Source organism: Streptomyces sp. NPDC029216, assembly GCF_040648015.1.
GTDB lineage: Bacteria > Actinomycetota > Actinomycetes > Streptomycetales > Streptomycetaceae > Streptomyces.
In genome coordinates this window covers 17,253-41,448 of sequence record NZ_JBEZWL010000064.1, presented here as the reverse complement: position 1 = coordinate 41,448, position 24,196 = coordinate 17,253, and the positions used below count along the sequence as shown (strand labels likewise).

General features: G+C 73.6%; 30 protein-coding genes and 2 pseudogenes. 13 read left to right on the top strand and 19 right to left on the bottom strand.

Annotation, left to right across the window (positions count from 1 at the left end; genetic code table 11):
• Positions 1–175: 175 nt before the first annotated feature.
• Positions 176–1,186 (bottom strand): annotated as a pseudogene (locus AB0F18_RS22620) (NAD-dependent epimerase/dehydratase family protein); the annotation flags it as partial.
• A gap of 3 nt (positions 1,187–1,189) precedes the next feature.
• Positions 1,190–1,750 carry a hemerythrin domain-containing protein gene (locus tag AB0F18_RS22615; RefSeq protein WP_362063394.1) on the bottom strand — a complete coding sequence of 187 codons (561 nt, stop codon included), beginning with the start codon at positions 1,748–1,750 and terminating at the stop codon, positions 1,190–1,192.
• A 163-nt stretch (positions 1,751–1,913) separates the two neighbouring features.
• Here AB0F18_RS22615 and AB0F18_RS22610 point away from each other — a divergent pair, with 163 nt between their 5' ends.
• The 4 genes and pseudogenes from AB0F18_RS22610 (at position 1,914) to AB0F18_RS22595 (ending at position 4,758) form a co-directional block, all read left to right on the top strand.
• Positions 1,914–2,591: a HemK2/MTQ2 family protein methyltransferase gene (locus AB0F18_RS22610; protein ID WP_362063392.1), complete on the top strand. Its 678-nt coding sequence runs from the start codon at positions 1,914–1,916 to the stop codon at positions 2,589–2,591.
• Positions 2,575–2,772: pseudogene (locus AB0F18_RS22605) on the top strand (CDGSH iron-sulfur domain-containing protein); the annotation flags it as partial. The gene AB0F18_RS22610 and the pseudogene AB0F18_RS22605, both read left to right, overlap by 17 nt.
• Before the next feature lie 102 nt (positions 2,773–2,874).
• On the top strand, positions 2,875–3,891 hold the full coding sequence (locus AB0F18_RS22600) for an iron-containing redox enzyme family protein (RefSeq protein WP_362063406.1): 1,017 nt from the start codon (positions 2,875–2,877) through the stop codon (positions 3,889–3,891).
• Between the two features lie 84 nt (positions 3,892–3,975).
• A complete protein-coding gene (locus AB0F18_RS22595; RefSeq protein WP_362063390.1) occupies positions 3,976–4,758 on the top strand; it encodes a VOC family protein in 783 nt (260 codons plus the stop codon).
• A gap of 134 nt (positions 4,759–4,892) precedes the next feature.
• Here AB0F18_RS22595 and AB0F18_RS22590 read toward each other — a convergent pair whose 3' ends face one another.
• The 10 genes from AB0F18_RS22590 to AB0F18_RS22545 form a co-directional block, all read right to left on the bottom strand.
• Positions 4,893–5,585, bottom strand: a complete 693-nt coding sequence (locus AB0F18_RS22590) for a UdgX family uracil-DNA binding protein (RefSeq protein WP_362063388.1) — start codon at positions 5,583–5,585, stop codon at positions 4,893–4,895.
• A gap of 93 nt (positions 5,586–5,678) precedes the next feature.
• Positions 5,679–6,047, bottom strand: coding sequence for a hypothetical protein (locus AB0F18_RS22585; protein ID WP_362063386.1), 369 nt, complete (start codon positions 6,045–6,047; stop codon positions 5,679–5,681).
• A gap of 70 nt (positions 6,048–6,117) precedes the next feature.
• Entirely contained in the window at positions 6,118–6,522 is a 405-nt protein-coding gene (locus tag AB0F18_RS22580; protein WP_362063384.1) for a gas vesicle protein K, read from the bottom strand.
• Entirely contained in the window at positions 6,512–6,760 is a 249-nt protein-coding gene (locus tag AB0F18_RS22575) for a gas vesicle protein (protein WP_362063404.1), read from the bottom strand. Before AB0F18_RS22575 ends, AB0F18_RS22580 begins: the two co-directional genes overlap by 11 nt.
• Positions 6,761–6,765: 5 nt before the next feature.
• Positions 6,766–7,575 (bottom strand): GvpL/GvpF family gas vesicle protein, encoded by an 810-nt coding sequence (locus AB0F18_RS22570; protein ID WP_362063382.1) that lies wholly within the window; start codon positions 7,573–7,575, stop codon positions 6,766–6,768.
• Positions 7,572–7,985: a gas vesicle protein gene (locus AB0F18_RS22565; protein WP_362063402.1), complete on the bottom strand. Its 414-nt coding sequence runs from the start codon at positions 7,983–7,985 to the stop codon at positions 7,572–7,574. The genes AB0F18_RS22570 and AB0F18_RS22565 overlap by 4 nt, the downstream gene beginning before the upstream one ends.
• Before the next feature lie 36 nt (positions 7,986–8,021).
• Positions 8,022–8,270 carry a gas vesicle protein GvpG gene (locus AB0F18_RS22560; RefSeq protein ID WP_362063380.1) on the bottom strand — a complete coding sequence of 83 codons (249 nt, stop codon included), beginning with the start codon at positions 8,268–8,270 and terminating at the stop codon, positions 8,022–8,024.
• Between the two features lie 22 nt (positions 8,271–8,292).
• Complete coding sequence (locus AB0F18_RS22555; RefSeq protein WP_362063378.1) at positions 8,293–9,009, bottom strand: GvpL/GvpF family gas vesicle protein; 717 nt, start codon at positions 9,007–9,009, stop codon at positions 8,293–8,295.
• A gap of 3 nt (positions 9,010–9,012) precedes the next feature.
• Entirely contained in the window at positions 9,013–9,498 is a 486-nt protein-coding gene (gene gvpJ / locus AB0F18_RS22550) for a gas vesicle protein GvpJ (RefSeq protein WP_362063376.1), read from the bottom strand.
• A 30-nt stretch (positions 9,499–9,528) separates the two neighbouring features.
• Positions 9,529–9,828 carry a gas vesicle protein gene (locus AB0F18_RS22545; RefSeq protein WP_362063374.1) on the bottom strand — a complete coding sequence of 100 codons (300 nt, stop codon included), beginning with the start codon at positions 9,826–9,828 and terminating at the stop codon, positions 9,529–9,531.
• A gap of 196 nt (positions 9,829–10,024) precedes the next feature.
• Here AB0F18_RS22545 and AB0F18_RS22540 point away from each other — a divergent pair, with 196 nt between their 5' ends.
• Both AB0F18_RS22540 and AB0F18_RS22535 read left to right on the top strand, forming a co-directional pair.
• On the top strand, positions 10,025–11,005 hold the full coding sequence (locus AB0F18_RS22540) for a histone protein (protein WP_362063372.1): 981 nt from the start codon (positions 10,025–10,027) through the stop codon (positions 11,003–11,005).
• A gap of 4 nt (positions 11,006–11,009) precedes the next feature.
• Positions 11,010–12,056 carry an SRPBCC family protein gene (locus AB0F18_RS22535; RefSeq protein ID WP_362063370.1) on the top strand — a complete coding sequence of 349 codons (1,047 nt, stop codon included), beginning with the start codon at positions 11,010–11,012 and terminating at the stop codon, positions 12,054–12,056.
• 75 nt (positions 12,057–12,131) lie between these two features.
• On the opposite strand, the gene AB0F18_RS22530 is transcribed toward AB0F18_RS22535, so the two are convergent.
• On the bottom strand, positions 12,132–12,305 hold the full coding sequence (locus AB0F18_RS22530) for a CsbD family protein (RefSeq protein ID WP_362063368.1): 174 nt from the start codon (positions 12,303–12,305) through the stop codon (positions 12,132–12,134).
• Positions 12,306–12,404: 99 nt separating this feature from the next.
• Positions 12,405–12,716, bottom strand: a complete 312-nt coding sequence (locus AB0F18_RS22525; protein ID WP_362063366.1) for a hypothetical protein — start codon at positions 12,714–12,716, stop codon at positions 12,405–12,407.
• On the opposite strand from AB0F18_RS22525, the gene AB0F18_RS22520 reads away from it, so the two are divergent.
• Positions 12,702–13,892 (top strand): FAD-dependent monooxygenase, encoded by a 1,191-nt coding sequence (locus AB0F18_RS22520; protein ID WP_362063364.1) that lies wholly within the window; start codon positions 12,702–12,704, stop codon positions 13,890–13,892. The two genes, AB0F18_RS22525 and AB0F18_RS22520, sit on opposite strands and share 15 nt — an antisense overlap.
• Before the next feature lie 223 nt (positions 13,893–14,115).
• On the opposite strand, the gene AB0F18_RS22515 is transcribed toward AB0F18_RS22520, so the two are convergent.
• Positions 14,116–14,493 carry a hypothetical protein gene (locus tag AB0F18_RS22515; protein WP_362063362.1) on the bottom strand — a complete coding sequence of 126 codons (378 nt, stop codon included), beginning with the start codon at positions 14,491–14,493 and terminating at the stop codon, positions 14,116–14,118.
• 139 nt (positions 14,494–14,632) lie between these two features.
• Between AB0F18_RS22515 and sigJ the strand changes: the two genes are divergently transcribed.
• Positions 14,633–15,550, top strand: coding sequence for an RNA polymerase sigma factor SigJ (sigJ, locus tag AB0F18_RS22510; RefSeq protein WP_362063360.1), 918 nt, complete (start codon positions 14,633–14,635; stop codon positions 15,548–15,550).
• 34 nt (positions 15,551–15,584) lie between these two features.
• Here sigJ and AB0F18_RS22505 read toward each other — a convergent pair whose 3' ends face one another.
• Positions 15,585–16,019: a VOC family protein gene (locus AB0F18_RS22505; protein ID WP_362063358.1), complete on the bottom strand. Its 435-nt coding sequence runs from the start codon at positions 16,017–16,019 to the stop codon at positions 15,585–15,587.
• Between the two features lie 163 nt (positions 16,020–16,182).
• On the bottom strand, positions 16,183–16,863 hold the full coding sequence (locus AB0F18_RS22500) for a MerR family transcriptional regulator (RefSeq protein ID WP_362063356.1): 681 nt from the start codon (positions 16,861–16,863) through the stop codon (positions 16,183–16,185).
• A 162-nt stretch (positions 16,864–17,025) separates the two neighbouring features.
• On the opposite strand from AB0F18_RS22500, the gene AB0F18_RS22495 reads away from it, so the two are divergent.
• From AB0F18_RS22495 to AB0F18_RS22485, 3 genes are all read left to right on the top strand, one after another.
• Positions 17,026–18,369 (top strand): YhgE/Pip family protein, encoded by a 1,344-nt coding sequence (locus tag AB0F18_RS22495; RefSeq protein WP_362063354.1) that lies wholly within the window; start codon positions 17,026–17,028, stop codon positions 18,367–18,369.
• Positions 18,370–18,632: 263 nt separating this feature from the next.
• Positions 18,633–19,466: a DUF4389 domain-containing protein gene (locus tag AB0F18_RS22490; RefSeq protein WP_362063352.1), complete on the top strand. Its 834-nt coding sequence runs from the start codon at positions 18,633–18,635 to the stop codon at positions 19,464–19,466.
• Between the two features lie 267 nt (positions 19,467–19,733).
• A complete protein-coding gene (locus tag AB0F18_RS22485) occupies positions 19,734–20,171 on the top strand; it encodes a subtilase-type protease inhibitor (RefSeq protein ID WP_362063350.1) in 438 nt (145 codons plus the stop codon).
• A gap of 93 nt (positions 20,172–20,264) precedes the next feature.
• On the opposite strand, the gene AB0F18_RS22480 is transcribed toward AB0F18_RS22485, so the two are convergent.
• Positions 20,265–20,708, bottom strand: coding sequence for a GNAT family N-acetyltransferase (locus tag AB0F18_RS22480; RefSeq protein ID WP_362063348.1), 444 nt, complete (start codon positions 20,706–20,708; stop codon positions 20,265–20,267).
• Positions 20,709–20,832: 124 nt separating this feature from the next.
• Here AB0F18_RS22480 and AB0F18_RS22475 point away from each other — a divergent pair, with 124 nt between their 5' ends.
• Both AB0F18_RS22475 and AB0F18_RS22470 read left to right on the top strand, forming a co-directional pair.
• Positions 20,833–21,669 carry an undecaprenyl-diphosphate phosphatase gene (locus AB0F18_RS22475; RefSeq protein WP_362063346.1) on the top strand — a complete coding sequence of 279 codons (837 nt, stop codon included), beginning with the start codon at positions 20,833–20,835 and terminating at the stop codon, positions 21,667–21,669.
• 137 nt (positions 21,670–21,806) lie between these two features.
• A complete protein-coding gene (locus tag AB0F18_RS22470) occupies positions 21,807–23,252 on the top strand; it encodes an amino acid permease (RefSeq protein WP_362063400.1) in 1,446 nt (481 codons plus the stop codon).
• A gap of 26 nt (positions 23,253–23,278) precedes the next feature.
• Here AB0F18_RS22470 and AB0F18_RS22465 read toward each other — a convergent pair whose 3' ends face one another.
• Positions 23,279–24,130 (bottom strand): GNAT family N-acetyltransferase, encoded by an 852-nt coding sequence (locus AB0F18_RS22465; RefSeq protein WP_362063344.1) that lies wholly within the window; start codon positions 24,128–24,130, stop codon positions 23,279–23,281.
• Positions 24,131–24,196 lie beyond the last annotated feature (66 nt).

Genomic DNA, 24,196 nt, shown 5'->3' with positions numbered 1-24,196 from the left:
TCCCCCCCCCCCCCTCTCCCCCCCCCCCGGGCCGCCGGGGGGTTGACCGGGGCCCCCCGGCGGCGCCGGCGGGGGGCCCCGGGCCGGGACACCGGGCCCGCCGCGCCTCGCCGGCCGCGGCCCCCGTCTCGGTCTGGGCCCGCGCCTCCGCCGGATCGGCCACATCGGCCGCCCGCGGGGCGTGGTCCCCGGCCAGCGGGGGAGTGGGCAGGCCGGCCCCCTCGCGCAGCCCGCGCAGGAAGGCCGCCATGGCCTCCGTGGCCGAATGGCTCGGCCGCCAGTCCAGTTCGTCGCGGGCCCGGGCCGAACTCAGCAGGGGCAGCCGCAGCAGGGCGTCCAGCAGGCCGGGCGGGGCCGGCACCAGGCGCAGCCACCAGGCCGCGGAGAGCGCCGCACGGGCCGGCCGCAGCGGCAGCCGTACCGCCCGGGCCTCCAGCAGCCGGCCCAGCGCGGCCGCGTCCAGCACGGGCTCCGCGGCCAGGTTGAACGCCCCGCGCACCGGCAGCAGCACGGCGGCGGCATAAGCGGCCGCGGCGTCGTCCGTGTGCAGCGCCTGGAAGCGCAGCCCCGGCAGATCGGGCACCACCGGCAGCAGCCCCGGCCGTACCAGCCGGCCCGGGAGGAGCGGGCCGGCGAAGATCCGGCGCTGCTCGGACGCCGATGTCTCCTTGAAGAGGAACGCGGGGCGCATGCGCACCACCCGCATGTCCGGATGCCCGGCCTGGAACCCGTCCAGACACCGCTCCAGGTACGCCTTCTCCCGCGTGTAGGCGGCCCCGGGCCACCCGTGGGTGGGCCAGGACTCGTCCACCGGGCGGTCGTACGGCGGCCCCGGCGCGTAGGCCCCCACCGACGAGGCGTGCACCAGGACCGGCACCCCCGCCTCGGCGGCCTCCTCGAACACCCGCAGCGAACCGAGCACGTTCGTGCGCCAGGTCTCCACCGGATCGTGCGTCGGCTGGAACTTCCACGCCAGGTGGACCACCGCCCCGGCGCCCGCGAACAGCGGGGCCAGGGGGGTACCACCGGGGTCGATGTCGGCCGCGGCCCACCGGACGCCCGGCTGCCGCCACTGGGGCACCCGCCGGGCCAGCCCCAGTACCTCCGTTACCCGCGGATCGGCGGCCAGACGGCACACCACACTGGTGCCGGCGTTGCCGGTGGCCCCGGTGACGACGACCTTCATGGCTCAGCCGTCCTTGCCGCGCCCCGACAGCAGGTCGCGGGCCCGGTCGACCAGGCCGATCCCCGGCGCCAGCAGCTTGTTCGCCGGCGGGGTGGTGGGCGCCCCCGGGTGCGGGCGCGTCGGCGCCGTCCTCTTGGCCCGGCGCGTCTTGTCGCCCAGGTCGTCCAGCACGTCCTTGCCGCAGACCCGCCGCAGCGCGGGGAACAGGTTCTGCTCCTCGTCGTGGATGTGCGCCAGCACGTCCGCCTCCAGCTCGCGCAGCACGGACGTGAACCTCGTCCCGGCCGCGTCCTCCTCCTGGAGCTGCTTCATCAGACGCTCGGCCCGCCCGTGGTCCGCGAGCTCCTTGTCGGCGATGAGGTCCCCCTCGTCGAGGTACTCGCGCACCGCCGGGTACAGGTACTGCTCCTCGGCGACCGAGTGGCGGACCAGTTCGATCGTCAGGAGGTCGGCGAGGCCCCGCCGCTCCTCCGCGCCGCCGGTCCGCCCCAGCTTCCGGAAGTACTCCTTGACCTCGTCGTGGTCCGCGGTCAGTTCCGCCACCACATCGCCGCCGTGTCCCATGGCTCCGTGTCCTTCCGTTCGTAGGGTCCTCGCGTTCGGGTCCTTCCGCGCCTGCCCCTGGCCCGCCCTTCCATGCCTGCTTCCCGCCGGTCCCGGGGATGGGAGCGCCCGGCCGGGGTAGACGCCGTGATCACGAGACGTCACCCGATTCCCGGAGGTGAGGATGACCGCCACCGCTCCCGCACGGCACCGTCTGGTGTCGCTGCCCGGTGTCTACCGGCCCCAGGACGACAGCCGCCTGCTGGAGGCCGCCGTGGCCCTGGAAGACCTCGGCCCCGGACGAACCGTCCTGGACATCGGTACCGGCACGGGCGTGGTGGCGCTGCGCGCCGCCGCCTCCGGTGCCGAGGTCACGGCCGTCGACGCCTCCTGGCCGGCGGTGCTCGCCGCCCGGCTGAACGCCCGGCTGCGCGGACTGCCCGTGAAGGTGCTCCACGGCGACTTCGCCACCCGGACCACGGGCGGCCCCCGCTACGACCTCGTCGTCGCCAACCCCCCGTACGTGCCCTGCCCGGACGGCGCCCTGCCGGCCCGCGGGGCCCGCCGCGCCTGGGACGCCGGCGGGGACGGCCGGGCCGTCCTCGACCCGATCTGCGCGGCCGCCCCCACCCTGCTGCGGCCCGGCGGCGTACTGCTCGTGGTCCACTCCGCCCTGTGCGGCAGCGAGCGCACCGTGCGGCTCCTGGAGGACGCGGGCCTCCGCGCCCGGATCGCGTTCCGCCGCCGGATCGGCTGGGGGCCCGTGCTGTCCTCGCGGCGCGCCTGGCTCATCGAACGCGGATTCGCCGCGCGGGGCGAGGACCTGGAGGAACTGGTGGTCATCCGTGGCTGCTACGCCTGATCCCGCCGCGCCCGCAGGCGCTTCCCGCCCGGTGTGCCGGGTCCGGACCGACCCCGAGGGGCCGGTGCTGCTGGAGGGCCCCGTCGAGGTGGCCCTGCCCGACGGCACCACCGCCGTCTCGGACCGGTTCGCCGTCGCCCTGTGCACCTGCCGGCGCACCCGCACCCCGCCCTGGTGCGACACCAGCCACCGCCGCCACCGCCGCCGCGGCCGGACGGGGGCCGGGACGCCCCCGCCCGCCCCCGGCCGGCCCCGGGCCCCCCGCAGCGAAGGAGCGCCGCCCATGACCTCCCCGGCTTCCGCCACGCAGGCCGCACCACCCCTCCCCGCCGCACGCGGCCCCCTGTCCGAGGCCGTGCTCGCCGCCCTGCGCACCGGCCCCGCCCGCCCGCTGGTCGCCGCCGTCCCGCCGGACCCCTGGGGCGAGGACGCCCAGCTCGCCCTGTACCTCCTCTACGAACTGCACTACCGGGGCTTCGCGGGCGTCCCCGACGACCTGGAGTGGGACCCGGAGCTGCTGCGCGTCCGCGCCCGCCTGGAGTCCCGCATGCTGGCGGCCCTGCGCGATGCACTCACCGATGCCCCCGGCACCGTCGACGGGGCCTTCGCACCGCTGCTGGAGGAACCCGCCGGTCCCGGCGACGGCCTCAGCGGCTACCTGGAGACCGACGGAGCGCTCTGGCAGCTGCGCGAGTACGCCGCCCTGCGCTCGCTGTACCACCTCAAGGAGGCCGACCCCCACCTGTGGGTGGTCCCGAGGCTCACCGGCCGGGCCAAGGCCGCGATGGCGGCGATCGAGTACGACGAGTTCGGCGCGGGCCGCGCCGAACGGGTGCACGCCCGCCTCTTCGCGGACCTGATGGCCGACCTCGGCCTGGACCCCGCCTACGGCCGCTACCTGGAGTGCGCGCCCGCCCCCGCACTCGCCACCGTCAACCTGATGTCCCTGTTCGGCCTGCACCGCGCCCTGCGCGGCGCCCTGGTCGGCCACTTCGCCCGCGTCGAGATCACCTCCTCGCCCGGATCCCGGCGGCTGGCCGCGGCGATGCGCCGCTGCGGGGCGGGGCCCGCGGCGGAGCACTTCTACGCCGAGCACGTCGAGGCGGACGCCGTCCACGAACAGGTCGTCCGGCACGGCGTCGTCGCCGGGCTGCTGGAGACCGAACCCGCCCTCGAAGCCGACGTCGCCTTCGGCTGCGCCGCCACCGGCCTGCTGGAGGACCGCCTGGCCGGCCACCTGCGCACCCGCTGGACCGCCGGCCGGTCGGCCCTGCGCCGCCCCCTGGACGGGACGACGTGATCCGGCCCGCCCGCGGCCGCCGGTCCGGCGGTGAAGGGCGCGGGGCCGGGGTAGACGACGACGGCGAGGAACGGAGGCGGTGCGATGTCCAGGTCCAGTGGTGACGTGTTCGGGGCGCCGGTCTGCGTGAGCCTGGCCACCCACGACCTCGACCCGGTCGAGGAGTTCTACGGAAACGTCCTGGGATGGCGGTTCCGCCGCAGCCGGCTCGGCGAGGAGTTCCGGGTGGCCTGCGCCGACGGCGTCCCGGTGGCGGGCATCGCCGCCGTCGTGCCGCGGCTGGGCGTTCCCATGGCCTGGACCCCGTACTTCGCCGTCGGGGACGCCGACGTGACAGCGGCCCGCATCCGCGAACGCGGTGCGACCACCGCCATCGGCCCGCTGGCCTTCGCCACCGGACGGGCGGCCCTGGCGGCGGACCGGGACGGCGCGGTCTTCGGGTTCTGGGAGGGCGAGGTCGGGCCCGAGCGCTGGTCGGACCGGGACGGCCCGGTGTGGGTCGAGCTCAAGGCGCGCGACGCGTTCGCCGCCGCCGTCTTCTACGGCGAGGTGCTCGACTGGGCCGCGGATCGGCCCGGCGCGCTGGACGTCGCCTACGAACAGGACCACGTCGTGGTGCGGCGCCACCACCACACCGTGGCCAGGATCGACGCCGGAGCCGTGGAGGCCGCCCCCGATCCCCGGACGCGACCGCGCTGGGAGGTCCACTTCGCCGTCCCCGACCTCGACGCGGTGGCCGACCGGGCCGTCCACTACGGCGGCCGGGTCATCTGCGCGGTCAGCAGCTCGTCCATGGAGCGGCGGGTGACCCTCAGCGACCGGGCGGGAACGCCCTTCACCATCACGGAAGCCACCGACCGCCCCTGACGGCCCCCGCCCGCCGGCAGCCGGCCGTCCCCCCGCCGCTCGCACACGGGGCCGGGTCACACGGCGGCACACGAGGCCGGCTACCGGTCCGCCCAGACCGTGCCGCTCCCTCGTCCGCCGGGCCGCGCCCCGCCTCAGTCCGCGAGGGCCCGGGCGGCGACCCTCAGGTCGGCCACCAGGCCCCGGTAGGCGCTGTCCCGGTCCCGCGCACGGAGCACCGCCGACGGGTGGACGGTCACCAGCACCCGGGCGTCCGGCAGGACCTGCTCGCCTTCGGCGCCGTCGTCCGCGGGCAGCGGCTCCAGCAGGCCGCGGTGGTCGCCGACCCGGAAGGAACCGCCGAACAGAGCCCTCCCCGCCGTCGCCCCCAGGGCCACGACCAGCTCAGGCCGGATCGAGGCCAGCTCCGCCACCAGCCACGGCCGGCAGGCCGTCATCTCGCGCAGGCTCGGAGCCTTGTGGATCCGCCGCTTGCCCGTCTCCGGCACGGTGAACTTGAAGTGCTTGACCGCGTTGGTGAAGTACACGGCGGACTCGTCGAGGCCGGCCGCGGCCAGGGCCCGGCGCAACAGGGCACCGGCCGGCCCGACGAACGGCTCTCCTTCCCGGTCCTCCCGGTCCCCGGGCTGCTCGCCCACCAGGACGACACGTGCCCGGCGCGGCCCCGCCCCGAACACCGTCTGCGTGGCGGCCGCATGGAGCGGGCAGCCGCGGCAGGAGGCCGCCGCCCGGCTCAGTTCGTCCAGGTCGTCGGTGTGGGGGACGTACGGCCGGGCGTCGTGGTCCGCGCCGCTGTCCGCCCCCTTCCGCGCGCGCTGCTCCGCCACACCGCTCACCTCCGGCACGTCCGTGGACGGGATGCCCCGCCTCCGGGCTCACCCGGCGTCTTCACCGGGGACGGCGCCGGCAAACCCGGTCACCTACGCGCCCTCGTCGTACGTGCCCGCCTCCACCTCCAGGGCGAGTTCCTGCAGGACCTCGATGGACGAGACGTCCGTACGCCCGCTGTCGTGCGCGATCGCGAGGCTGGTGAACGCCAGGCTGAACCCGGAGACCATCGTGTGCAGGGCCGGGCCGAGGGCCTCGGCCACCAGGGCCGCCACCTGCTGGGGCGTGGCGTCGGCGGGGACCCGTATCGACGGCAGCATCTCGTTGAGCAGCAGCGTGGCCACTCCGGGCGTGTCCGCCGCCTCGGCGTCCTCGTCCCGGCCGGTCTCCACGGCCCGGCGGACGTCCTGCGCCTCGGTGAGGATGCCGATCACCCGCTTGAGTATCTCTGCGCGTTCCATCTTGCGGAGCGTAGTCCCGCCCCCCGCCCGATGCCGAAGGAACGCATGGACTCCGCCGCCCCGCCCGCCCTCAGCCGGACGGGGGCAGCAGCGGGCCGAGGGGACCGAGGTCGAGGTTGAGGTCGGCGAGGCTGAAGCCGTGCTGGGCGCACAGCTCGGTCATCCGGTCGTGGAGCGCGAGCAGCGTGGCGCCGAGCTCCTCCTCCTGCGCCTCGGTGAGCCCTCCGGCCTCGACGCGGCGCAGGGCCTGGCGTTCGATGAGCTGGCGCAGCAGTTCCACCAGGGTCAGGACGAGCTTGACGAGGTCCTCCGCCGCGCTGTCGGGACCGGTGCGGATCCGCCTGCCGGGGCCGTGCCCGCCGGCCGTCTCGGCGGGAGTGGCGGGCAGCAGCCGCAGCGCCTCGGCCAGCGCGTCCCCGACGCCGTACAGGTCGGGTCCGGCGGCGCGGGCAGGCGGGCGCTCGTCAGGGGCCATCGCGGTCACCGTCCCGCGGCCCGGGGTCGTCGGCGGTGGCGACGGAGCAGACGAGGGCGCGCAGGGAGATCCGGACGAGGTCGATGTCGGCGATCGACAGCACGAGGTCGCCCGCGATGACCACCCCGCCCGCCAGCAGCCGGTCGAGCAGGTCGACGAGGGCCACCTGACGGCCGGGCAGGGCGGCCTCACGGCGGTCGGCGGGCGGCAGGGCGTTCACGGGCTCCAGGGGGTCCATGACGTTCACGGCTCCGGGGGCGGGGGCGCCGGGGCGGCGAAGGAATACGGGGCCCAGGGGCCGGTCACCTCCAGGCGGATCCCCGGCAGGCCGTGCGTCGCACCGGCCAGGGCCGAGCGGAACTCCTCGGCGTGGGCGTCGGGCACCAGATAGGCGTCGTTGAGGACGTTCTCCTCGGCCGAGGCGGCGACGAGCGGCCCGCTCTGCGCGGGGTGGCGCACACGGTCCGCGGTGAAGCGGCGGGCGACGGCGACGACGCGTTCGGTGGCCAGAGCGGCCTGCCGGTAGTGCTCCTCGTGGGAGCTCCGCTGGGTCCGCCGGGCCTGGAGGTAGGCCCGGCCGGGGCTCGTGTCGGCGGGCGCCGCGCCGGCGTCCGGGGGAGGGGCGGGCCGGACGTAGAGCTTGACGCCGTACTCGGTGTGGCCGCTGAGGCGGGCCAGCAGGGTGGCGAAGTCCTGCGCCTGCGCGCGCAGGGCGTTCAGCGCGCCGGCGTGGTCCTCGTAGAGGGTGGCCATGCGCAGCGGCAGGACGGTGGTGTGCGCGGCGAGGGCCTCGATGACGCGGTGGTGCGAACGCGCGGCCTCCTCCAGCCACCGCAGGTCCTCGAAGCGGGCCCTGAGGGCCTCCTCGTCCCACTCGGGGCGCGGGACGTCGCTGATGACGAACGCGACCGGGCCGGGGTCGTCACCGGGAGCGTGCAGCAGGGTGACGGGACGGCCCCCCACGCCGGTGAGCCCGGGCAGCAGCCGCCGGACCACGGGCGCGGGAGGGGCGACGGCGTAGACGTACGTGAGCACGGGGGCCGGGCCGCTCATGACGGGGGCCTGCGCTTCGCCGTGCGGCGCACGGGGGCTTCGTCCTCCGCGCGGGCGACGGGCTCGGCCGCCGCGTCGGCCCCGGGGGGAGGCAGGGCCGTCCGGCGCAGCTCCTCCAGCTCGGCGCGCAGCCGTTCGTTCTCGGCGGCCAGCGCCCGGTCCCGCCGGCCGGAGGACAGCGACGTGTCGTGCTCCCACCAGTCGATGCCCATCTCCTTGGCCTTGTCCACGGAGGCGATCAGGATCCGCAGCTTGATGGTCAGCAGCTCGATGTCGAGGAGGTTGATGCGGATGTCCCCGGCGATCACGATCCCCTTGTCGAGCACGCGCTCCAGGATGTCGGCCAGGCTGGCCGAGGAACCGGACGGGTAGCCGCCCATCGCGGGGCCCGAACCGAACCTGCGGGCCATCGGGTCAGTCACTGCGTTCACCTCCGGCGGGTCCCGTCAGCGGTCGGGGTTGCGGAACTCCTCGATCTCCCTCAGGCGGTCGAGCAGCAGATCCTCCTCGCGGTCGAACGTCTCCTGGCTGATCTCCCCCTCGATCAGCCGGCGTTCGAGCTCCGCGAGCGCCGCCCAGACCGGGGCGGGGTTGTAGTACTCGGCTTCCGCCTTCTGCGCCACGCGCTCCGCCACCCACAGGGCGGCACGGACCGGCAGCAGGGGCGAGGTGACCAGCTTGGCGATCAGTCCCATGGCCGGGCGCTCCTCTCGTGGGTCACGGCACGAAGCTGTACGGGGGCAGGGGCCCGGCCACCCGGATCCGGACGCCGGCGTCGACCTCCCGGGCGAGTCCGGCGTGCGCGTCGAGGAAGGGGCCTTCGCCGTCCCGGGGTACGAGGAGGGACAGGTTGAGGAAGTCCTCGCCGGTGGGCGGGTGGACGACGTAGGCACGGGCCAGCGGCGCCAGGGCCCGGATCAGTTCCGCGGACGCGTTCGCGCGCCGCACGTCGACCTCGGTGGCCACCAGCTGCCCCAGCTCCAGGGACAGCCGGGGATCCGTGTCCCCGGCGAGGATCTCCTCGTTGAGGCTGCTCGCGCGCGGTGAGTCGTCCAGGATCCCGTGCAGCAGGGGACCCTCCTCCTGCACGGCCTTGACGTTGTACTCGGCGCACCCCTGTACGTCGTCCAGGGCGTCGAGGTAGGTGTCGGCGCGCTCGTCGAGGACACGTCGTACGGCCTCGTCGTCGGGCGCGGTGTAGCCGAACTGCAGGGGCAGCGGGGTCCCGTCGGCCAGGAGCCGTTCCAGGACCGCCTGATGGGCGGTGACGTCCCGCCGTTTGGGGCGGATCTCCTCGCTCACGTCGCTGACCACGGCCCGCAGGTCCCCGCTCTCCAGCGTCCGCACGGCCGGGGCGTCCGGGCCGACGCCCGGGAGGCCGTCCAGTCGGCAGGGGTGCTCGCGCCGGGTGACGGCGTACACGTAGACGGCCATGGGTCACTCCCTCTCACGGCGCGCCGGCCGGCGTGCGGTCCTACGGCGCCGGACGGGCTGCTCTTCCTCTTCCCGTTCCTCGCGCTCGTCCTCCTCCTGCTCCTCCGGCTCCTCCTCGTCGTCGCCGCCCGTGAGGGACTGCTTGACGGCCTCGACCGCCCCGCTGAGGGCGCCCTGGCTCTTGCCCCGGCTGCCGCCCTCGACCATCTTGCCGACGACGTCGGGCAGCTGCGCGGGCGCCTTGCGGCCGACCTCCAGATCGAGCCGGTTGCACGCCTCGGCGAAGCGCATGTAGGTGTCGACGCTCGCGACCACGATCCGCGCGTCGATCTTCAGCAGTTCTATTCCGACCAGGGAGACGCGCACGAAGACGTCGATGACCATTCCCCGGTCGAGGATGAGTTCCAGGACGTCGTAGAGGCTGCTGGCGTCGCTGCCTCCGCCGGCGCCCCTGACGGCAGCGCCCGCTCCCTGCGGCATCATCGTCATGGCGTCGCTTCCCTTCCCGGCGGTCCGGTGTCAGCGGCCCCGCCGGTCGACCATGCCCCGGCTGTACCTCCGGGTCCTTTCGTAGGAGATCAGTTCGCCGTCCTCGTCCAGCAGCACGGTGTAACTGCCCATCACGCTGGTGGTGTCGGGGATGCGCTCCAGCTCGACCACCTCCACGACCGCCTCCCAGCCGTCCTCCGTGGGCTTCACGGAAGACACCGAGTCGGGGGGCCGTCCCAGCAGCTCGGCCAGCTGCTGGGCGGCGGCCCGGAGCACCGCGGCCGCACCGGGCGCACCGCGCCTGCGGCGTGCGGGTCGTTGCGTGGCCATCTGCTCCCCTCGCGTACGAATCTCCATGGACTAGCGCCCCTCCCCAGCCCTGTGCGCATCACACCCCTTAAACAGAACTTTTCCGTCATATACCTGCATAATCCGCTCCGGGGCGAGCAGGCCTGTAGGTATCGCACCGGCCGGATGGGCCTCGGTACGGCGCGCTGACCCACTACCGTCGGAAGGGACCAGGCTGATGGACGACGCGAGCAAGATCGCCCTGGCGGCCGCCATCGCGGGGGGTTACGTACTGGGCCGGGCGAAGAAGGGGCGCATGGCCCTGTCACTGGCCACCTACCTCGCGGGCCGCAGGTTCGGCCTCGACCCGGGCCAGCTCATGACGCAGGGCCTCCGGAAACTCGGTGAGATGCCCCAGGTCGCCGAACTCGGGGAGCAGGTCCGCGGCGAAGCCTTCGCGGCGGGCCGCAAGGCCCTCGCCGCGGCCGCCAACCGCCAGCTGTCCGGCCTGGCCGACACGCTCCACGAGCGCACCCTCGAACTCACGCGGGGGCCCGAGGACGAGGCGGAGGACGAAGAGGCGTACGACGAGGACGACGGCCGGGAGTACGAGGACGAGGAGCCGTACGAGGACGAGGAAGAAGAGTACGAGGACGAGGACCAGGAGGAAGAACGGAACGAAGCCGACGAAGAACCGGAGGAGGAAGAGGAGGAAGAACCGGAGGAGGAAGAGGAGGAAGAACCGGAGGAGGAAGAGGAGGAGAAGCCGCGCAGGACACGGTCCGCCCCGCACTCCCGCCGCACCCCCTCACGTTCCTCGTCGTCGGCCCGGGCGGCCCCGCGCGCTTCACGGCCCCGCAAGGCGGCCGAACCGGCGAGGAAGTCCGCTCCGTCGGCCAAGTCCGCGTCGTCGGCCAAGCCGCCGGCCAAGTCGGCCAAGTCGGCCAAACCGCCGGCCAAACCCCCGGCGAAGTCGGCCAAGCCGGCCAAGAAGGCGGCCGCGTCCGCGAAGAAGACCTCCGCCCCGCGGCGGGCTCCGGCGAAGAAGGCCGCTCCGGCGCGCAAGACGACGAAGCCGCCCGCGAAGAAGACGGCGGCCAAGCGGGCGCCGGCGAAGAAGACCGCCGCCTCCCGGCGTCCGACCCGTGCCGGTACGGCCAAGAAGACGGCCGCACCCGCGAAGAAGACGGCGGCCCGCAAGTCGTCGGCCCGGAGGTAGCGCCATGGCCACCACCGAACGCTCCCGCTCCGGAGACAAGACGTCCCCCATGGACCAACTGCTCGGCGAACTCGGCAACTACCTCACGGCACAGGCCGAGAACCTGGCCGACAAGGCCGCGGACAAGATCGACGACCTCACCGACCAGCTCATCGACGTGGCGGAGAACGGAGGCTCCCTCGCCGGGATCGGCGGTCGGATGCTCCAGGGCGACTCCCCCCTCAAGGCCGCCGTGGGCGGCACGGTCGGCGGCCTCGTGGACAAGGCCAAGGAGATCGGCGGCGGCCTGCTGGGCGGCGGAGGGGGCAAGAGCCACAAGGGCGGCTCCAAACCCACCCACATCGCGGAGTCCGTCGACATCGGCGTCCCCGTGCGCACCGCCTACGACCACTGGACCCGGTTCGAGGAGTTCAGCGGCTTCGCCGAGGGCGTGCGCAGCGTTTCCCAGGACGACGACACCACCACCGAGTGGAAGGTGAAGGTCGGTCCCTCCACGCGCGGCTGGAAGGCGAAGGTCCAGGAACAGATCCCCGACGAACGGATCGTGTGGTCCTCGGACGGGCCCAAGGGGACCACCCGCGGATGCGTCAGCTTCCACGAGCTGGCCCCTTCCCTCACGCGTGTGCTGCTCGTCGTGGAGTACTACCCCTCCGGCCTGCTCGAGAGGACGGGCAACCTGTGGCGCGCCCAGGGCCGCCGTATGCGCCTGGACCTGAAGAACTTCCTGCGCTACGTGACCCTCTCGGGCGACGACGAGCCCGACGGCTGGCGCGGTGAGATCCGCGACGGCGAGGTGGTGACCACCCACGAGGAGGCCGTCGAGCAGGAGGAGTCGCAGGGCGAGGAGGGCGAGGAGGAATACGAGGACGAGGACGAGGACCAGGGGTACGCGGAGGACGAGGACCGGGGGTACGAGGAGGACGAAGAGCCCGAGGCCGAGGAAGGCGGGGAAGAGGACGAAGAGGAGGAGGCCGAGTACGGGGAAGAGGAGGACGAGGACGAAGACGAGGAGGAGGAACACCCCCGCGCCCGTCGCGCCCGCCGGCGCTGACAGCCCCGTACGCGTCCACCCGCGCGGAGGCCGCCATCCCCGAGGATGGCGGCCTCCGCACGAGCTGGGCGTCGGCTAGTGCTTCAGGGTGTCCTTGGCCTTCTGCCCGGTCTGCTTCGCGTCGGCGACGGCCTGCTCGGCCCGCCCCTTCGCTTCGAGGCTCTCGTTGCCGACGACCTTGCCGGTCGCTTCCTTGACCTTGCCCTTCGCGTCCTTGCCGATGTTCTTGGCCTTCTTGCCGGCTGCCATGCGTGGTCACCTCCTGGACAGAGCTTCACTACCCCGCCTTCCCGGCAGATCCCCGGATATGCCTCCATACAGGACCTTTTCCGAGCGTACGGAGCACGATCAGCAGGGCCAGGGCCACACCGTGCCCAGCAGCAGGACGAGGCGGTTCAGGCACATGGGGGCGGTGAGCGCTCCCGTGGCCGAGCCGCCCAGGACCACGCACACCACGTACAGGTGGTGGTCGGTGACCGGCAGCAGCCGGCCGAAGACCTGGGTGAAGGGGGCCGCCGGCAGGCCGGTCTCCCGGGCCGAGCCGCCGGTGACGGCGACCGGGCCTGGACGCGCCCGCGCCGCCCGGTCGTAGAGTGGGGCCCCCGTGGCGGCGAACGGCGCCCGAGCCGAGCGAAGGGGTGGGGCGTGCCGAAGCGTCACGCGGTGGTGGCCGGGGCCGGGATCGGCGGACTGACCGCCGCCCTCGCCTTGCACCACCGCGGCTGGCGGGTCACCGTCTGCGAACGCGCCCCCGAACCCCCCGTCACCGGCGCCGGCATCGGCCTCGCCCCCAACGCGCTGCGCGCCCTCGACGCCATCGGCGTCGACGCCGCGTACGCCGTGGGCGGCGCCGTGCCCCGGTGGATGGGCGTACGCCGCTCCGCCGGCCAGTGGCTGACCCGCACCGAGACCGCGTACCTGGCCTCCCGCTACGGCGTTCCCCCGATCGCGGTCCCGCGCCCCGCGTTCACCGCCGCCCTCGCGGCCGGGCTGCCGCGGGGGACCGTCCGCTACGGCACCGCCGTGACCGGCGTCGACGACGGCGACGGCCGCCCGACCGTACGCACGGCGGCCGGCCCGGACCTTCCCGCCGATCTGGTGGTCGCCGCCGACGGCATCCGCAGTCCGCTGCGCCGGGCGCACTTCCCCGCCCACCCCGGCCTGCACTACCTCGGCGAGACCGCCTGGCGGGCCCTCGTGGACGCCCCGGACCTGCGGATCCCGGCCATGAGCGAGACCTGGGGGAGGGGTGCGCGCTTCGGTGTGACCCCGCTCTCCGACGGCCGGTTCTACCTGTACGCCACCGCCGTCCTGCCCGCCGGGGCGCGGTCGGGCGACCCGCGGGCCGAGCTGCGGCGCCGCTTCGGCTCGTGGCACGACCCCATTCCGGCCCTCCTCGACCGCGTCGGCCGGCTCGACCCCGCCGAGGTCCTCCGGAACGACCTCTACGACCTGGCCGCCCCGCTCCCCGCCCTGCACCGCGGCCGGATCGCCTGGATCGGCGACGCCGCCCACGCCATGGCCCCCAACCTCGGCCAGGGCGGCTGCCAGGCCATCGAGGACGCGGTGGTACTGGCCCACCTGCTGCCGCGCGGCGACGGCCCGGCGGGTCCGGACGGCGCGGACCCGGTCCGGGCGGCCCTCGCGGCGTACACCGTGGCCCGCCGCGACCGCACCGACGCCGTACGTGTCCGCGCCCGCCGCGTCGGCCGCCTGGGCGCTCTGCGCGGCCCCCTCACGACGGCGGCCCGCGACCTCGCGGTCCGCGCCACCCCCACCCGCCTGGCCCTGCGCGGCATGGACGACCTCTTCAACGGTTTCCGCCTCCCCGGGTAGCGGCGGGCACGGGCGCCGCGGCGGCCTTCAGCGCGCGGCTCCCAGCCGGGGCAGTGCGGAACTCGGCACCTGAAGCGTCTCGGCGGACCCCCCCCATACGACGTCCGCCGCGTCACGCCCCCGAAACCGCCGAGGCGCACATCGCCATGCGCGTTCCCGGCACGGAGGCCACCCGTGTCCTCCCCAGGGCCCGGTGACCCGCCGGGACGGGCAAGGGCACGGCCTAACTCCGGTCGCCGCGCCCCAGGTCCAGCAGGCTGAGCCCGAACATCGCGACCCCCAGCGGGACATGGACCGAGGGGACGTGCGCGATCCCCAGCACCACCTGCACCGAAGCGAGCGCCAGGAACCCGCAGGAGCGCAGGACGGGGCGGGCCGACCCGCCCCCCGGACGCCACGCCAGGACCGCCGCGAGCACGTACAGCATCGTCGCGCCGTACATTACGCGCGCGCCGACGCCGTGCAGCGTCTCCCCGTAGGAGGTGGCCAGCAGCAGTCCCGCGGTGACGGCCTGGAAGAAGACGGCCAGGGTCTGCAGTGCGAGCGCGACCCGCAGGAAACTCGCTCCGCGCGGGCCGGTCGTCGTCTCTATGGCGGCCATGGAACGGCCCCCCTTCTCTGCCCAGCGGCAGTGTTCGGTACTGTCTCGCTACTCCGACGACGCAGCCCCGTGAAATGTGAGCTCCGACGCCGAACTCCGAGCACCGTGCAGCGAGACGAACCGAGGAGCGACCGCGGCCATGACCACCACACCCGCGCCGGACGCGACGGCGGTGGCCGGCGAGCGGCGCCACCTGACCAACCTCGCCTACCGGCTGCTCGGTTCACTGACCGAGGCCGAGGACGCCGTCCAGGAGGCCTACGCCCGCTGGTACGCGATGCCGCCGCGACGGCAGGCGGCCATCGAGTCACCGGGTGCCTGGCTCACGACGGTGACCAGCCGGATCTGCCTGGACCTGCTCGCCTCGGCGCGCGTCCGCCGCGAACGCTACGTGGGGGCATGGATCCCCGAGCCCCTGCCCGACCGCTCGGAGTGGCCCGGCGGACCGCGGGGCGGGACCGACCCGGCGGACCGGGTCACCCTCGACGACTCGGTCGACATGGCCTTCCTCGTCGTCCTGGAGTCGATGACGCCCGCCGAACGCGTGGCGTTCATCCTGCACGACGTCTTCCGCTACCCCTTCCCCGAGATCGCCGGGATCGTCGGCCGCACCCCGGCCGCCTGCCGCCAACTGGCCTCCTCGGCCCGCCGCCGCGTGACCGCCGGCCGCACCACACCGACTCCCGGACCGGAACAGGCGGCCCTGCTGCGCGACTTCAAGGAAGCGTGGCAGACGGCGGACATCACCTCCCTCATCAGCCTCCTCGACCCCGACGCCGTGATGACGGCCGACGGCGGCGGACTGGCCAGCACCGCCCGCCGCACGATCGAGGGCAGCCGGGACATCGCCGCGTACCTGATGCACATCGCCGCCCTCGCCCCCGGCCTGACCCTCCTGGAACGCACGGTCAACGGCCGCCCCGGCCTGGTGGCCCAGCGCGAGGGCCTCACGGCCACGGTGGCCGCCTTCCACCTCAAGGAGGGCCGCATCACCCACATCTGGGCCGTCCGCAACCCCAGAAAGCTCCACCCCTGGACCACCCCCACCCACCCCTGACCCCTCACAGGCCACGACCGCGCGGGCCGGCGGTTCAGTCGAGGCAGAACTCGTTGCCCTCGACGTCCTGCATCAACAGGCACGACTCGTCGAAGCCGTCGGCGAGCAGCAGCCGCACGCGCACCGCACCGAGCGCCACCAGCCGCGCGCACTCCGCCTCCAGCGCGGCGACCCGCTCTTCCCCCACGAGCCCGGTGCCCACCCGCACGTCGAGGTGCACCCGGTTCTTGACGACCTTGCCCTCGGGAACCCGCTGGAAGTACATACGGGGGCCCACCCCCGTGGGATCCATGCAGACGAAATCCGCCCCCTGACGCTCCGGCGGCAGCGAAAGGCCGAAGTCCTCCCACGTGGCGAACCCCTCGGGCGGCGGCGGTACGACGTACCCCAGGACCTCGCACCAGAAGCGGGCGACGCGCTCGGGCTCCGCGCAGTCGAAGGTGACCTGGAACTTCTTGATCGTTGACATCGGCGCACCCTAGCAGGACGGCCTCGCCGCGTTCACCCTCAATTCCCGCTGAAAACCGGCCCGTTGCACCGATCGCCCCGTCCGGACGCCGCTCCCGGGACACCCATTCCGTCCTGCGGGACGCACGTCGTCGCCCTCCCGGCCGACGGGTTAGCCCGCCGGTTCAGTGCGGCCCGCACGCCGGGGACGCCCCGGCCTCCTCGTCCGTCATCCGGCGCCGGACCTGGTCCTCCTGGGCGAGGCGCCGCAGCAGCTCGAAGACGGGTGCGCAGATCGCGAACACGATGACGGCCCGCTCGGCGAGGGCCAGCGGGTCGTCGAGGCACTCCGCCCGTTCCAGGTCCAGCCGGGCCACCGACTCGGCCAGCCTGGCGTACGCGGCGAGCTCGCCCGGGGCGTACTGGGCGTCCAGCCGCCGCAGCTCCTTGAGGGCCGTCGTCAGCCCCCGTACGTGCGGTGACGTGCCGGGCGCCCGCCAGTCCAGCGCCGTGAGGAGCTCCGCCACCTCCGCCCCGGCGGCCTCCTCGGCCGCGGCGTCCTCGTCCTCGTCCGCCCCGCCCTGCGAGGCCACCGGCACAGGGAGGGCGTAGCTGATCGCTCCGAGGGCGCCCTCGGTGGTGTGGGCCTCGTCGACCGCGCCGAGCACGTCACGGGTGGCGGCGATGGACAGGCCGCCGAGGGTGGTCAGCGCCTTGATCAGCCGCAGTCGTTCCGCGTGCTCCTCCCCGTACTCGGCCAGGGTCGCGGCGGTCGCCCGGCCGGCGGGCAACAGGCCCTGCCGCCGGAAGTACTTGATGCTGGCGACCGGCACGCCGGTCCGCCGGCTGAGCTCCGAGATCTTCATGCGGCCTCCCTGCTGGTCTTCCGGTCCGGCATCCGTCACCGGCGATTGGACACCACAACAAGATACTGCCAGTATCCAGTAGCTGGATACCAGAAGTATCCAGCTCTAGGAACACAGCCCAAGCAGCCCACCCGCAGCCGCACCGGAGAATCCGGAGAATCGATGCCCCACCCCATGCCCCGCTCCGTGCTCCGCCGACCCCAGCTGTGGATCGGAACGGGGCTCATCGCCGCAGTGGTCTCGATGTTGTTCGCCCTGCTCTACGTCGGCGGCAACGTCAACCCCCGAGGCAACCTGCGCGACCTCCCCGTGGCCCTGGTCAACGCCGACGCCGGCGCCGACGCGGGCGGCCGCCACGTCAAGCTGGGCGACCAGGTCGTCCAGGGCATACGCAAGGCAGCCGAGAACGACAAGAGCATCGACTGGCAGCTGGTCAGCCGGGAGGAGGCCGACAAGCGCCTCGGCCGGGGCAAGGTCTTCGGCGCCCTCGTCATCCCGCAGGACTTCAGCGCCACGGTGACCGCCCTCGGCGCCCCGCAGCCCGCGGCCCAGGGCAAGCAGCCCGCCCCGCCGACCCTGAGCGTGCTGACCAACCAGTCCGCCGGCAGCATCGGCTCCTCCATGTCCTCCCAGGCCGCGCAGAAGGCCGCCCACGCCGCCTCCGCCCAGATCGGCCAGGAGCTCCTCAAGCAGGCCGCGGCCCAGAAGGCCCAGCTGCCGACGGCCGCCCAGCTCAAGCTGGCCGACCCGGTGACCGTGACCGTCGCCGACGGCCACCCCGTCGGCGCCCGCAGCGCCATGGGCCTGAGCGCCTTCTACTACGCACTCGTCCTCGTCGTCTGCGGCATGCTCGGCGCCAACCTGGTCAACTCCCAGGTCGACACCGCGCTCGGCTACCTGCACACCGACTTCGGTCCCGTCCGCAAGCGCGAGCCCGTCCAGCACACCAGCCGCGTCCGCACCCTGGCCATCGGCATCGCGCTCATGCTCGGCCTGTCCCTGGTGATGGGCTCCCTGGTCGAGGTCGCCACGGTCGGCATCCTCGACATGGACGCCTCCCACCTCGGCCACCTGTGGCTCTACTCGGTCTCCACCATCGCGGTCGTCGGCATCGGCAGCCTCGCCCTCTTCGCCGCCTTCGGCACCCCCGGCATGCTGCTGGCCACCGTCGTCTTCGTCGCGATGGCCGTGCCGTCCTCCGGTGCGACCGTGCCGCTCCAGGCGCTGCCCGGCTTCTTCCGCGGGCTCTCCGAGTTCGAGCCGCTGCGCCAGATCACCGAGGGCATGCGCTCCCTGCTCTACTACGGCGCCCAGGCCGACGCGGGCCTGACCCGGGCCTGGACCTCGATGGGCATCGCCCTCGTCGCCGCGCTGGCCTTCGGCTTCGCCGTCGCCGCCCTCTACGACCGCCGGGGCCTGCACCGCATCCCGCGGCCCGACGCGGAGACCGGCGCCCCCGCCGAGGCGCCCGCCGCTCCCGAGGCCGCGGAGCCGGCCACGGCCTGAGCGGCCCCCGCAGCACCCGAACCGGAGCGCCGGTCCACCGTCGGAGAGACGGCGGGCCGGCGCTCCGGCGCATCGGCGGCGGGGACCACGGCGCGCGGGCCGGGGGAGGGGCCCTTCAGGGCAATGGGCGGCCCCGTACAGCCGGGATCCTTGGAATGACGGGTTCCGCGCGGTACCCCTGGCAGGGCCCATGCGCGCAGCCGCGGGCTCTCCGGCGAGTCCCGGGACACGGACCGCGCGCCCACCGACGGCAGGAGCGCCCCGTGACCACAGGCTGGACCCCCCGCCCGCCCCAGCCCGGCTTCCCGCCGGGCGAGTTCCTGCCCGAGCTCGACGTCCCTCCACCGGGCCGGCAGCGGCGCTGGACGGTCCTGCTGCGGCTCCTCCTGCTGCTGCCCCAGTTCATCGTCACGGCCCTCCTCGGCATCGCCGCCTTCTTCGTGACGATCGTCGGCTGGTTCGCGGCGCTGATCCAGGGCCGCCTCCCGGCCGGCATCGCCGGCTTCCTCGGCGGATTCCTGGCGTACGAGACACGGGTCACCGCGAGCGCGATGCTGCTCGTGGACCGCTACCCGCCCTTCTCCTTCGACGCCCCCGACCACCCCGTCCGGATCGAACTGCGCCCGGGGGAGCTGAACCGGCTGGCCGTGCTGTTCCGCCTCGTCCTGATGATCCCGGCGATGATCGTGAGCACCGTCCTGCAGTACGGCTGGGGGGCCGTCTGCTGGGTGTTCTGGCTGATCACCCTGGTGCTGGGGCGGATGCCCGAGCCGGTGTTCGGTGCGGTCGCGGCGGTGGCGCGGTTCCGCATGCGCTACCAGGCGTACGCGATGATGCTGACCTCCGCCTATCCGAAGCGCCTGTTCGGCGACGGGTCGCCCCCCGTCCCCGCCCCCGTCCCCGCCCCCGTTCCCGCCGCGGGGCCGCCGCCCTCCGCCACCCGCCCCCTGCTCCTCGGGACGCCGGCCAGGGTGCTGCTCGTCCTCATCCTCGTGCTCGGTGTGGCCGGCGCGGCCGCGTCCCAGAGCGTGCACATCAGGCGGGAGCGCTGGAACTACGACGTCGGGCTCGCAACCGTACCTATCCGGACAAGCTGAATGACCTCCAGGTGTACGCGGGGTGCTCGACCGCAGGTCAGCGCGCCTGCCCGGACGGCCCTTCGGGCGATCACCCCCCGTTTCCGCCCGGATACGGAGCGAGCACACCCCGTCTGAGCTGCCCGAACGACCGTTCGTTCACCGGCATTCGAACGGTCTGTCCGTAAATCGGTCATCGATATGCGCCCCACCTTCGGATCCGACAGACTCGGCCACATCGAAGCGCGACAACGAAACAAAATGCCGCGCTAAACCTTCGTATCGAAAGTGAGTCTTGTCGTGCGCTACCGCTTCGCTGCCGTCTCCGCCGCCGCCCTCCTGTGCCTGGCAGGCGCCACCGGCATGGCCGAGGCCAAGCCCACCAGCCTGTACGCCCCCTCAGCCCTGGTCTTCTCCATCGCCCAGGGCGACGACGCGGACGGCGGCACCGTCCTGCGTGCCGCCACCCTCAGCTGCATGCCCTCCGCCCAGGGCACGCACCCGGACCCCAAGGCGGCCTGTGCGGCGCTCAACTCCACCGGCGGCACCTTCGACCGGCTGCTGGCCGCCCCGGACGCGAACCGCGCCTGTCCGATGCACTACGCCCCCGTCACCGTGACCGCGCAGGGCGTCTGGCAGGGCAGCCAGGTCACCTGGAAGCACACCTTCTCCAACACCTGCGCCATGTCCGCGACCCTCAACGGCAACGCGGTCTTCGCCTTCTGACGCGTCCTCTTCCCGGAGCGCCGCACACCGGGGGCCGCCACCCAGACGGGTGGCGGCCCTCAGCAGCCGGCCGGGCGGTGTCAGTTGCCGGTCTCACCCGTCTCCCGCGTCGAGCTCCTTGCCGAAGTGGAAGGCGATGACGCCCATGCGCTCGCGGAAGTAGAAGCGGTGCGCCGCGGTGCGCTGCGTGCCCGAGTCGAGGTCCAGCAGCCGGCAGCCGGCCTCGCGGGCCCGGTCCTCCAGGTACGCGAGCAGGCCCCGCCCCACGCCGGCGGAGCGGGCGTCGCCCCGGGCGACGAGGTCGTCCACGTAGAGCTTGCGGATGTCGCAGGTCCCGGCGACGATCCGCCAGCCGGCGGCGCCGACGCACCTGCCGTCCCCGTCGTACGCGGCGCTGAACCGCAGCCCCTGGCCGTACCCCTCGGCGTAGACCTCCGCGAACAGTTCGGGGGTGAGGTGCGGCCGCAGTTCGCGCAGCACGGGCAGCATGTCGGCGACGAGGCGGGGATCGCCGGGTTCCAGGTCGATGATCTTCACGAGCCCACGGTATCCGCCGGCCGCCGCCGCTGCGGCCCGGCGGCCGTTGGTTACTCTGTGCGTCCCGCGCGTCCGGTCCGGATGCCGGGTGCCCCGTCAACCGACCGACCGAAAGTGCAGGCACGTGAGCGCGATCAGTGTGGGACAGGCCGTCGTCCTGGGCGTCGTGGAGGGGGTGACCGAGTTCCTGCCGGTCTCCTCCACCGGCCACCTCAAGATCACCGAAGGGCTGATGGGCATCCCCGTCGACGACAAGTCCGTCGTCGCCTTCACCGCCGTGATCCAGGTCGGCGCCATCGCGGCGGTCCTGACGTACTTCTACAAGGACATCGCGCGGATCGTCACCGCCTGGGGGCGGGGGCTGGCCAACCGGGAGGAGCGGTACCACCACGACTACAAGTTCGCCTGGTGGGTCATCTACGCCACGATCCCCATCGTCGTCGTCGGCCTGGCGGCCAAGCCCCTGATCGAGGGGCCGCTGGCCTCCCTGTGGGTGGTCGCCGGCTCGCTCATCGTCGGCAGCGGTCTGATGTGGGCGGCCGACCAGATGGGCCGCCACAAGCGCGGCGAGGACGACACCTCCCTCAAGGACGCCATGCTGGTCGGCTCCTCGCAGATCCTCGCCCTGCTCTTCCCCGGCTTCTCCCGCTCCGGCGCCACCATGGCCACCGGCCTCATCCTCGACCTGGAGCGCGTCGCGGCCACCCGCCTCTCCTTCTTCCTCGGCATCCCGGCGCTCACCGGCGCGGGCCTCTACGAGCTGAAGGACGCGCTCGGGGCCGGCGTGGACACCCTCCCGCTGGCCGTCGGCACCGTCGTGTCCTTCGGCGTGGCCTACGCCTCCATCGCCTGGCTGCTGAAGTTCGTCGCCAAGCACTCCTTCAACGCCTTCGTCGCCTACCGGATCGCCGTCGGCGTCCTCCTCTTCGGCCTGCTGGGCACCGGCGTCCTGCACGCCTGACCCCCGCGCCGCGCCGGCCTGCTCCACCTTCCTCACCCGAGGTCGGAGCGCCTAGTTCCGCAAGGATGGGGGTTTCGGGATGATGTGTGCTCGTCATTCTCGTCATCCTCGTCATCCCCGGCGGAAAGGTTCGGAGCATGGCCGGCGTCTGGTCAGGGCAGGGAGCGTTCCGTCGCAAACCGATCGAGCACATCGAGGAGCCCGAAGGCGCCCCCAGTGAGCAGCTCACCCGCACCCTCGGCCTGTGGCAGCTCACGGCCATCGGCGTCGGCGGCATCATCGGCGCGGGCATCTTCACCCTCGCCGGTACGGTCGCCAACGGCGTCGCGGGCCCGGCGGTGCTCCTCTCCTTCCTCATCGCCGGCGTGGCGAGCGCCGCGGCGGCCTTCTCCTACGCCGAGTTCGCCGGCCTGATCCCCAAGGCCGGCTCCGCCTACACCTACGGGTACGCCGTCCTCGGCGAGCTCGCGGGCTGGTTCATCGGCTGGGACCTGCTGCTGGAGTACACGGCCATCGTGGCGGTGGTCGCCATCGGCATCTCCGGGTACTTCAACTTCCTCCTGGAGGAGACGGGCGCCTCCCTGCCCACCTGGATGCTCGGAGCGCCGGGCACCGGCGAAGGACACCGCTTCGACCTCATCGCGGCCGTCCTGTGCCTGTTCACCGCCTACCTGCTCACCCTGGGCATCAAGAACGCGGCCCGCTTCGAGACGGTCGTGGTCGGCCTCAAGGTGCTCGTCGTCCTGCTCGTCATCGTCGTCGGCTTCTTCCACGTCCACAGCGGCAACTACACGCCCTTCTTCCCGTTCGGGGTGGGGGGCGCCTTCACCGGAGCGGCCACCGTCTTCTTCGCCGTCTTCGGCTACGACGCGATGAGCACGGCGGCCGAGGAGTCCAAGGACGCCCAGCGGCACATGCCCCGGGCGATCCTCTACTCCCTCGCCATCGCCATGGTCCTGTACGTCCTGGCCTGCCTGGTCCTGACGGGCATGCAGAAGTACACGGAGATCGACCCGGAGAGCGGCTTCTCCAGCGCCTTCAAGGCGGCAGGGCTGCCCGTCGTCGCCGACGTCATCGCCGTCGGGGCCATCATCGGCATCCTCACCGTCATGTTCACGTTCATGCTCGGCGTGACCCGCGTCTGGTTCTCGATGAGCCGCGACGGACTGCTGCCCCACTGGTTCGCCAAGACCCACCCGACCCGGCACGTCCCCACCCGCGTCACCTGGATCGTCGGCGTGGTGTCCGCGGTCATCGCGGGCTTCGTGCCGATCGGCGAGGCGGCGGAGCTCACCAACATCGGCATCCTGCTCGCCTTCGCGGTCGTGTGCACCTCGGTCATCGTGCTCCGCTACCGGCGCCCCGACCTTCCCCGCACCTTCCGCACCCCGCTGATGCCCTTCACCCCCGCGGTCGGCGTCATCGCCTCCGTCTGGCTCATCACCTACCTGCGCGTCGAGACGTGGATCCGCTTCGTCGTCTGGTTCCTCATCGGCCTGGTCATCTACTTCGGCTACTCCTACCGCAACTCCCGGCTGGCCCGGCCGGCGGGCACGCCCGGCAGCGGGGGCCTGCCCGAGTAGCGGGGGCCCGCTCCCCGGGCCGCCGCTCAGAGATCGATGGAGCGGTACTCGTCCAGTACGGCGAAACCGGTGCTGTCGTACAGGCCCATCGCGACCTCGTTACCGCCGAAGACGTTGAGCATCAGCGCCTCGTCCCCGCCCTGCCGGGTGGCCCACTCGCCGACGGCCATCGCGGCCCGGCCGTAGCCCTTGCCGCGGTGCTCCTCGTACACCTCCAGGGAGAAGCCGAAGGTGACGCCCGGCAGGAAGCCGTGGTTGACCCAGCCGGTTCCCACCACCAGGCCGTCGGCCTCCATCGCGTAGAAGGCGTGTCCCGGCGTCAGATAGCCCTGGGGGAGGTGTTCGGCGAAGTCCCGGTCGGACTTCTCCCGGGCCTCCTCCGGCGTCAGGGCTCCGGCCCGGACGATGTCGGCGATGTAGGAGGCCTCCTCACGGGCGTACCAGTCCCGGTACTCCTCCTCGCGCAGCCGCCGCACCGTCAGCCCCGGCGGCAGTCCCGGCCGTTCCGCCACGGCACGCATCCGGCTCTGGCCCCGTACGGGGTAGTCGGCGAAGACCCCCGCCCCGCCGGTGAGCCGGACCTCCACCCGCCGCGCCCCCTGCTCCGCACACCACCGCTCGGCCCACTCGCGCCCCTGCGGCACCGTCAGATCGTGGATCCGGCCCACGGCCGCCCCGTTGTCGTGCGTCACCCCGACGGCGATCCACCCCGTGCCGTCCGTGGCCAGCGTCCAGCCGTCGATCCCCTTCAGGGCCCGCTCCTTCAGGGCCCGGGCCAGGGGTTCCGGGCACCCCGCATCCCGGTAGGCGGCCAGCAGCCGCTCCTCGAACCCGCCACGCCACTCGCCCCGGTCGGCGACGACCTCTATCCGATTCATCCACTCACCCTAGCCAGGGGCACTGACACGGGGCACTGACACGGGGCCGGGGGCGGACGTGGCCGA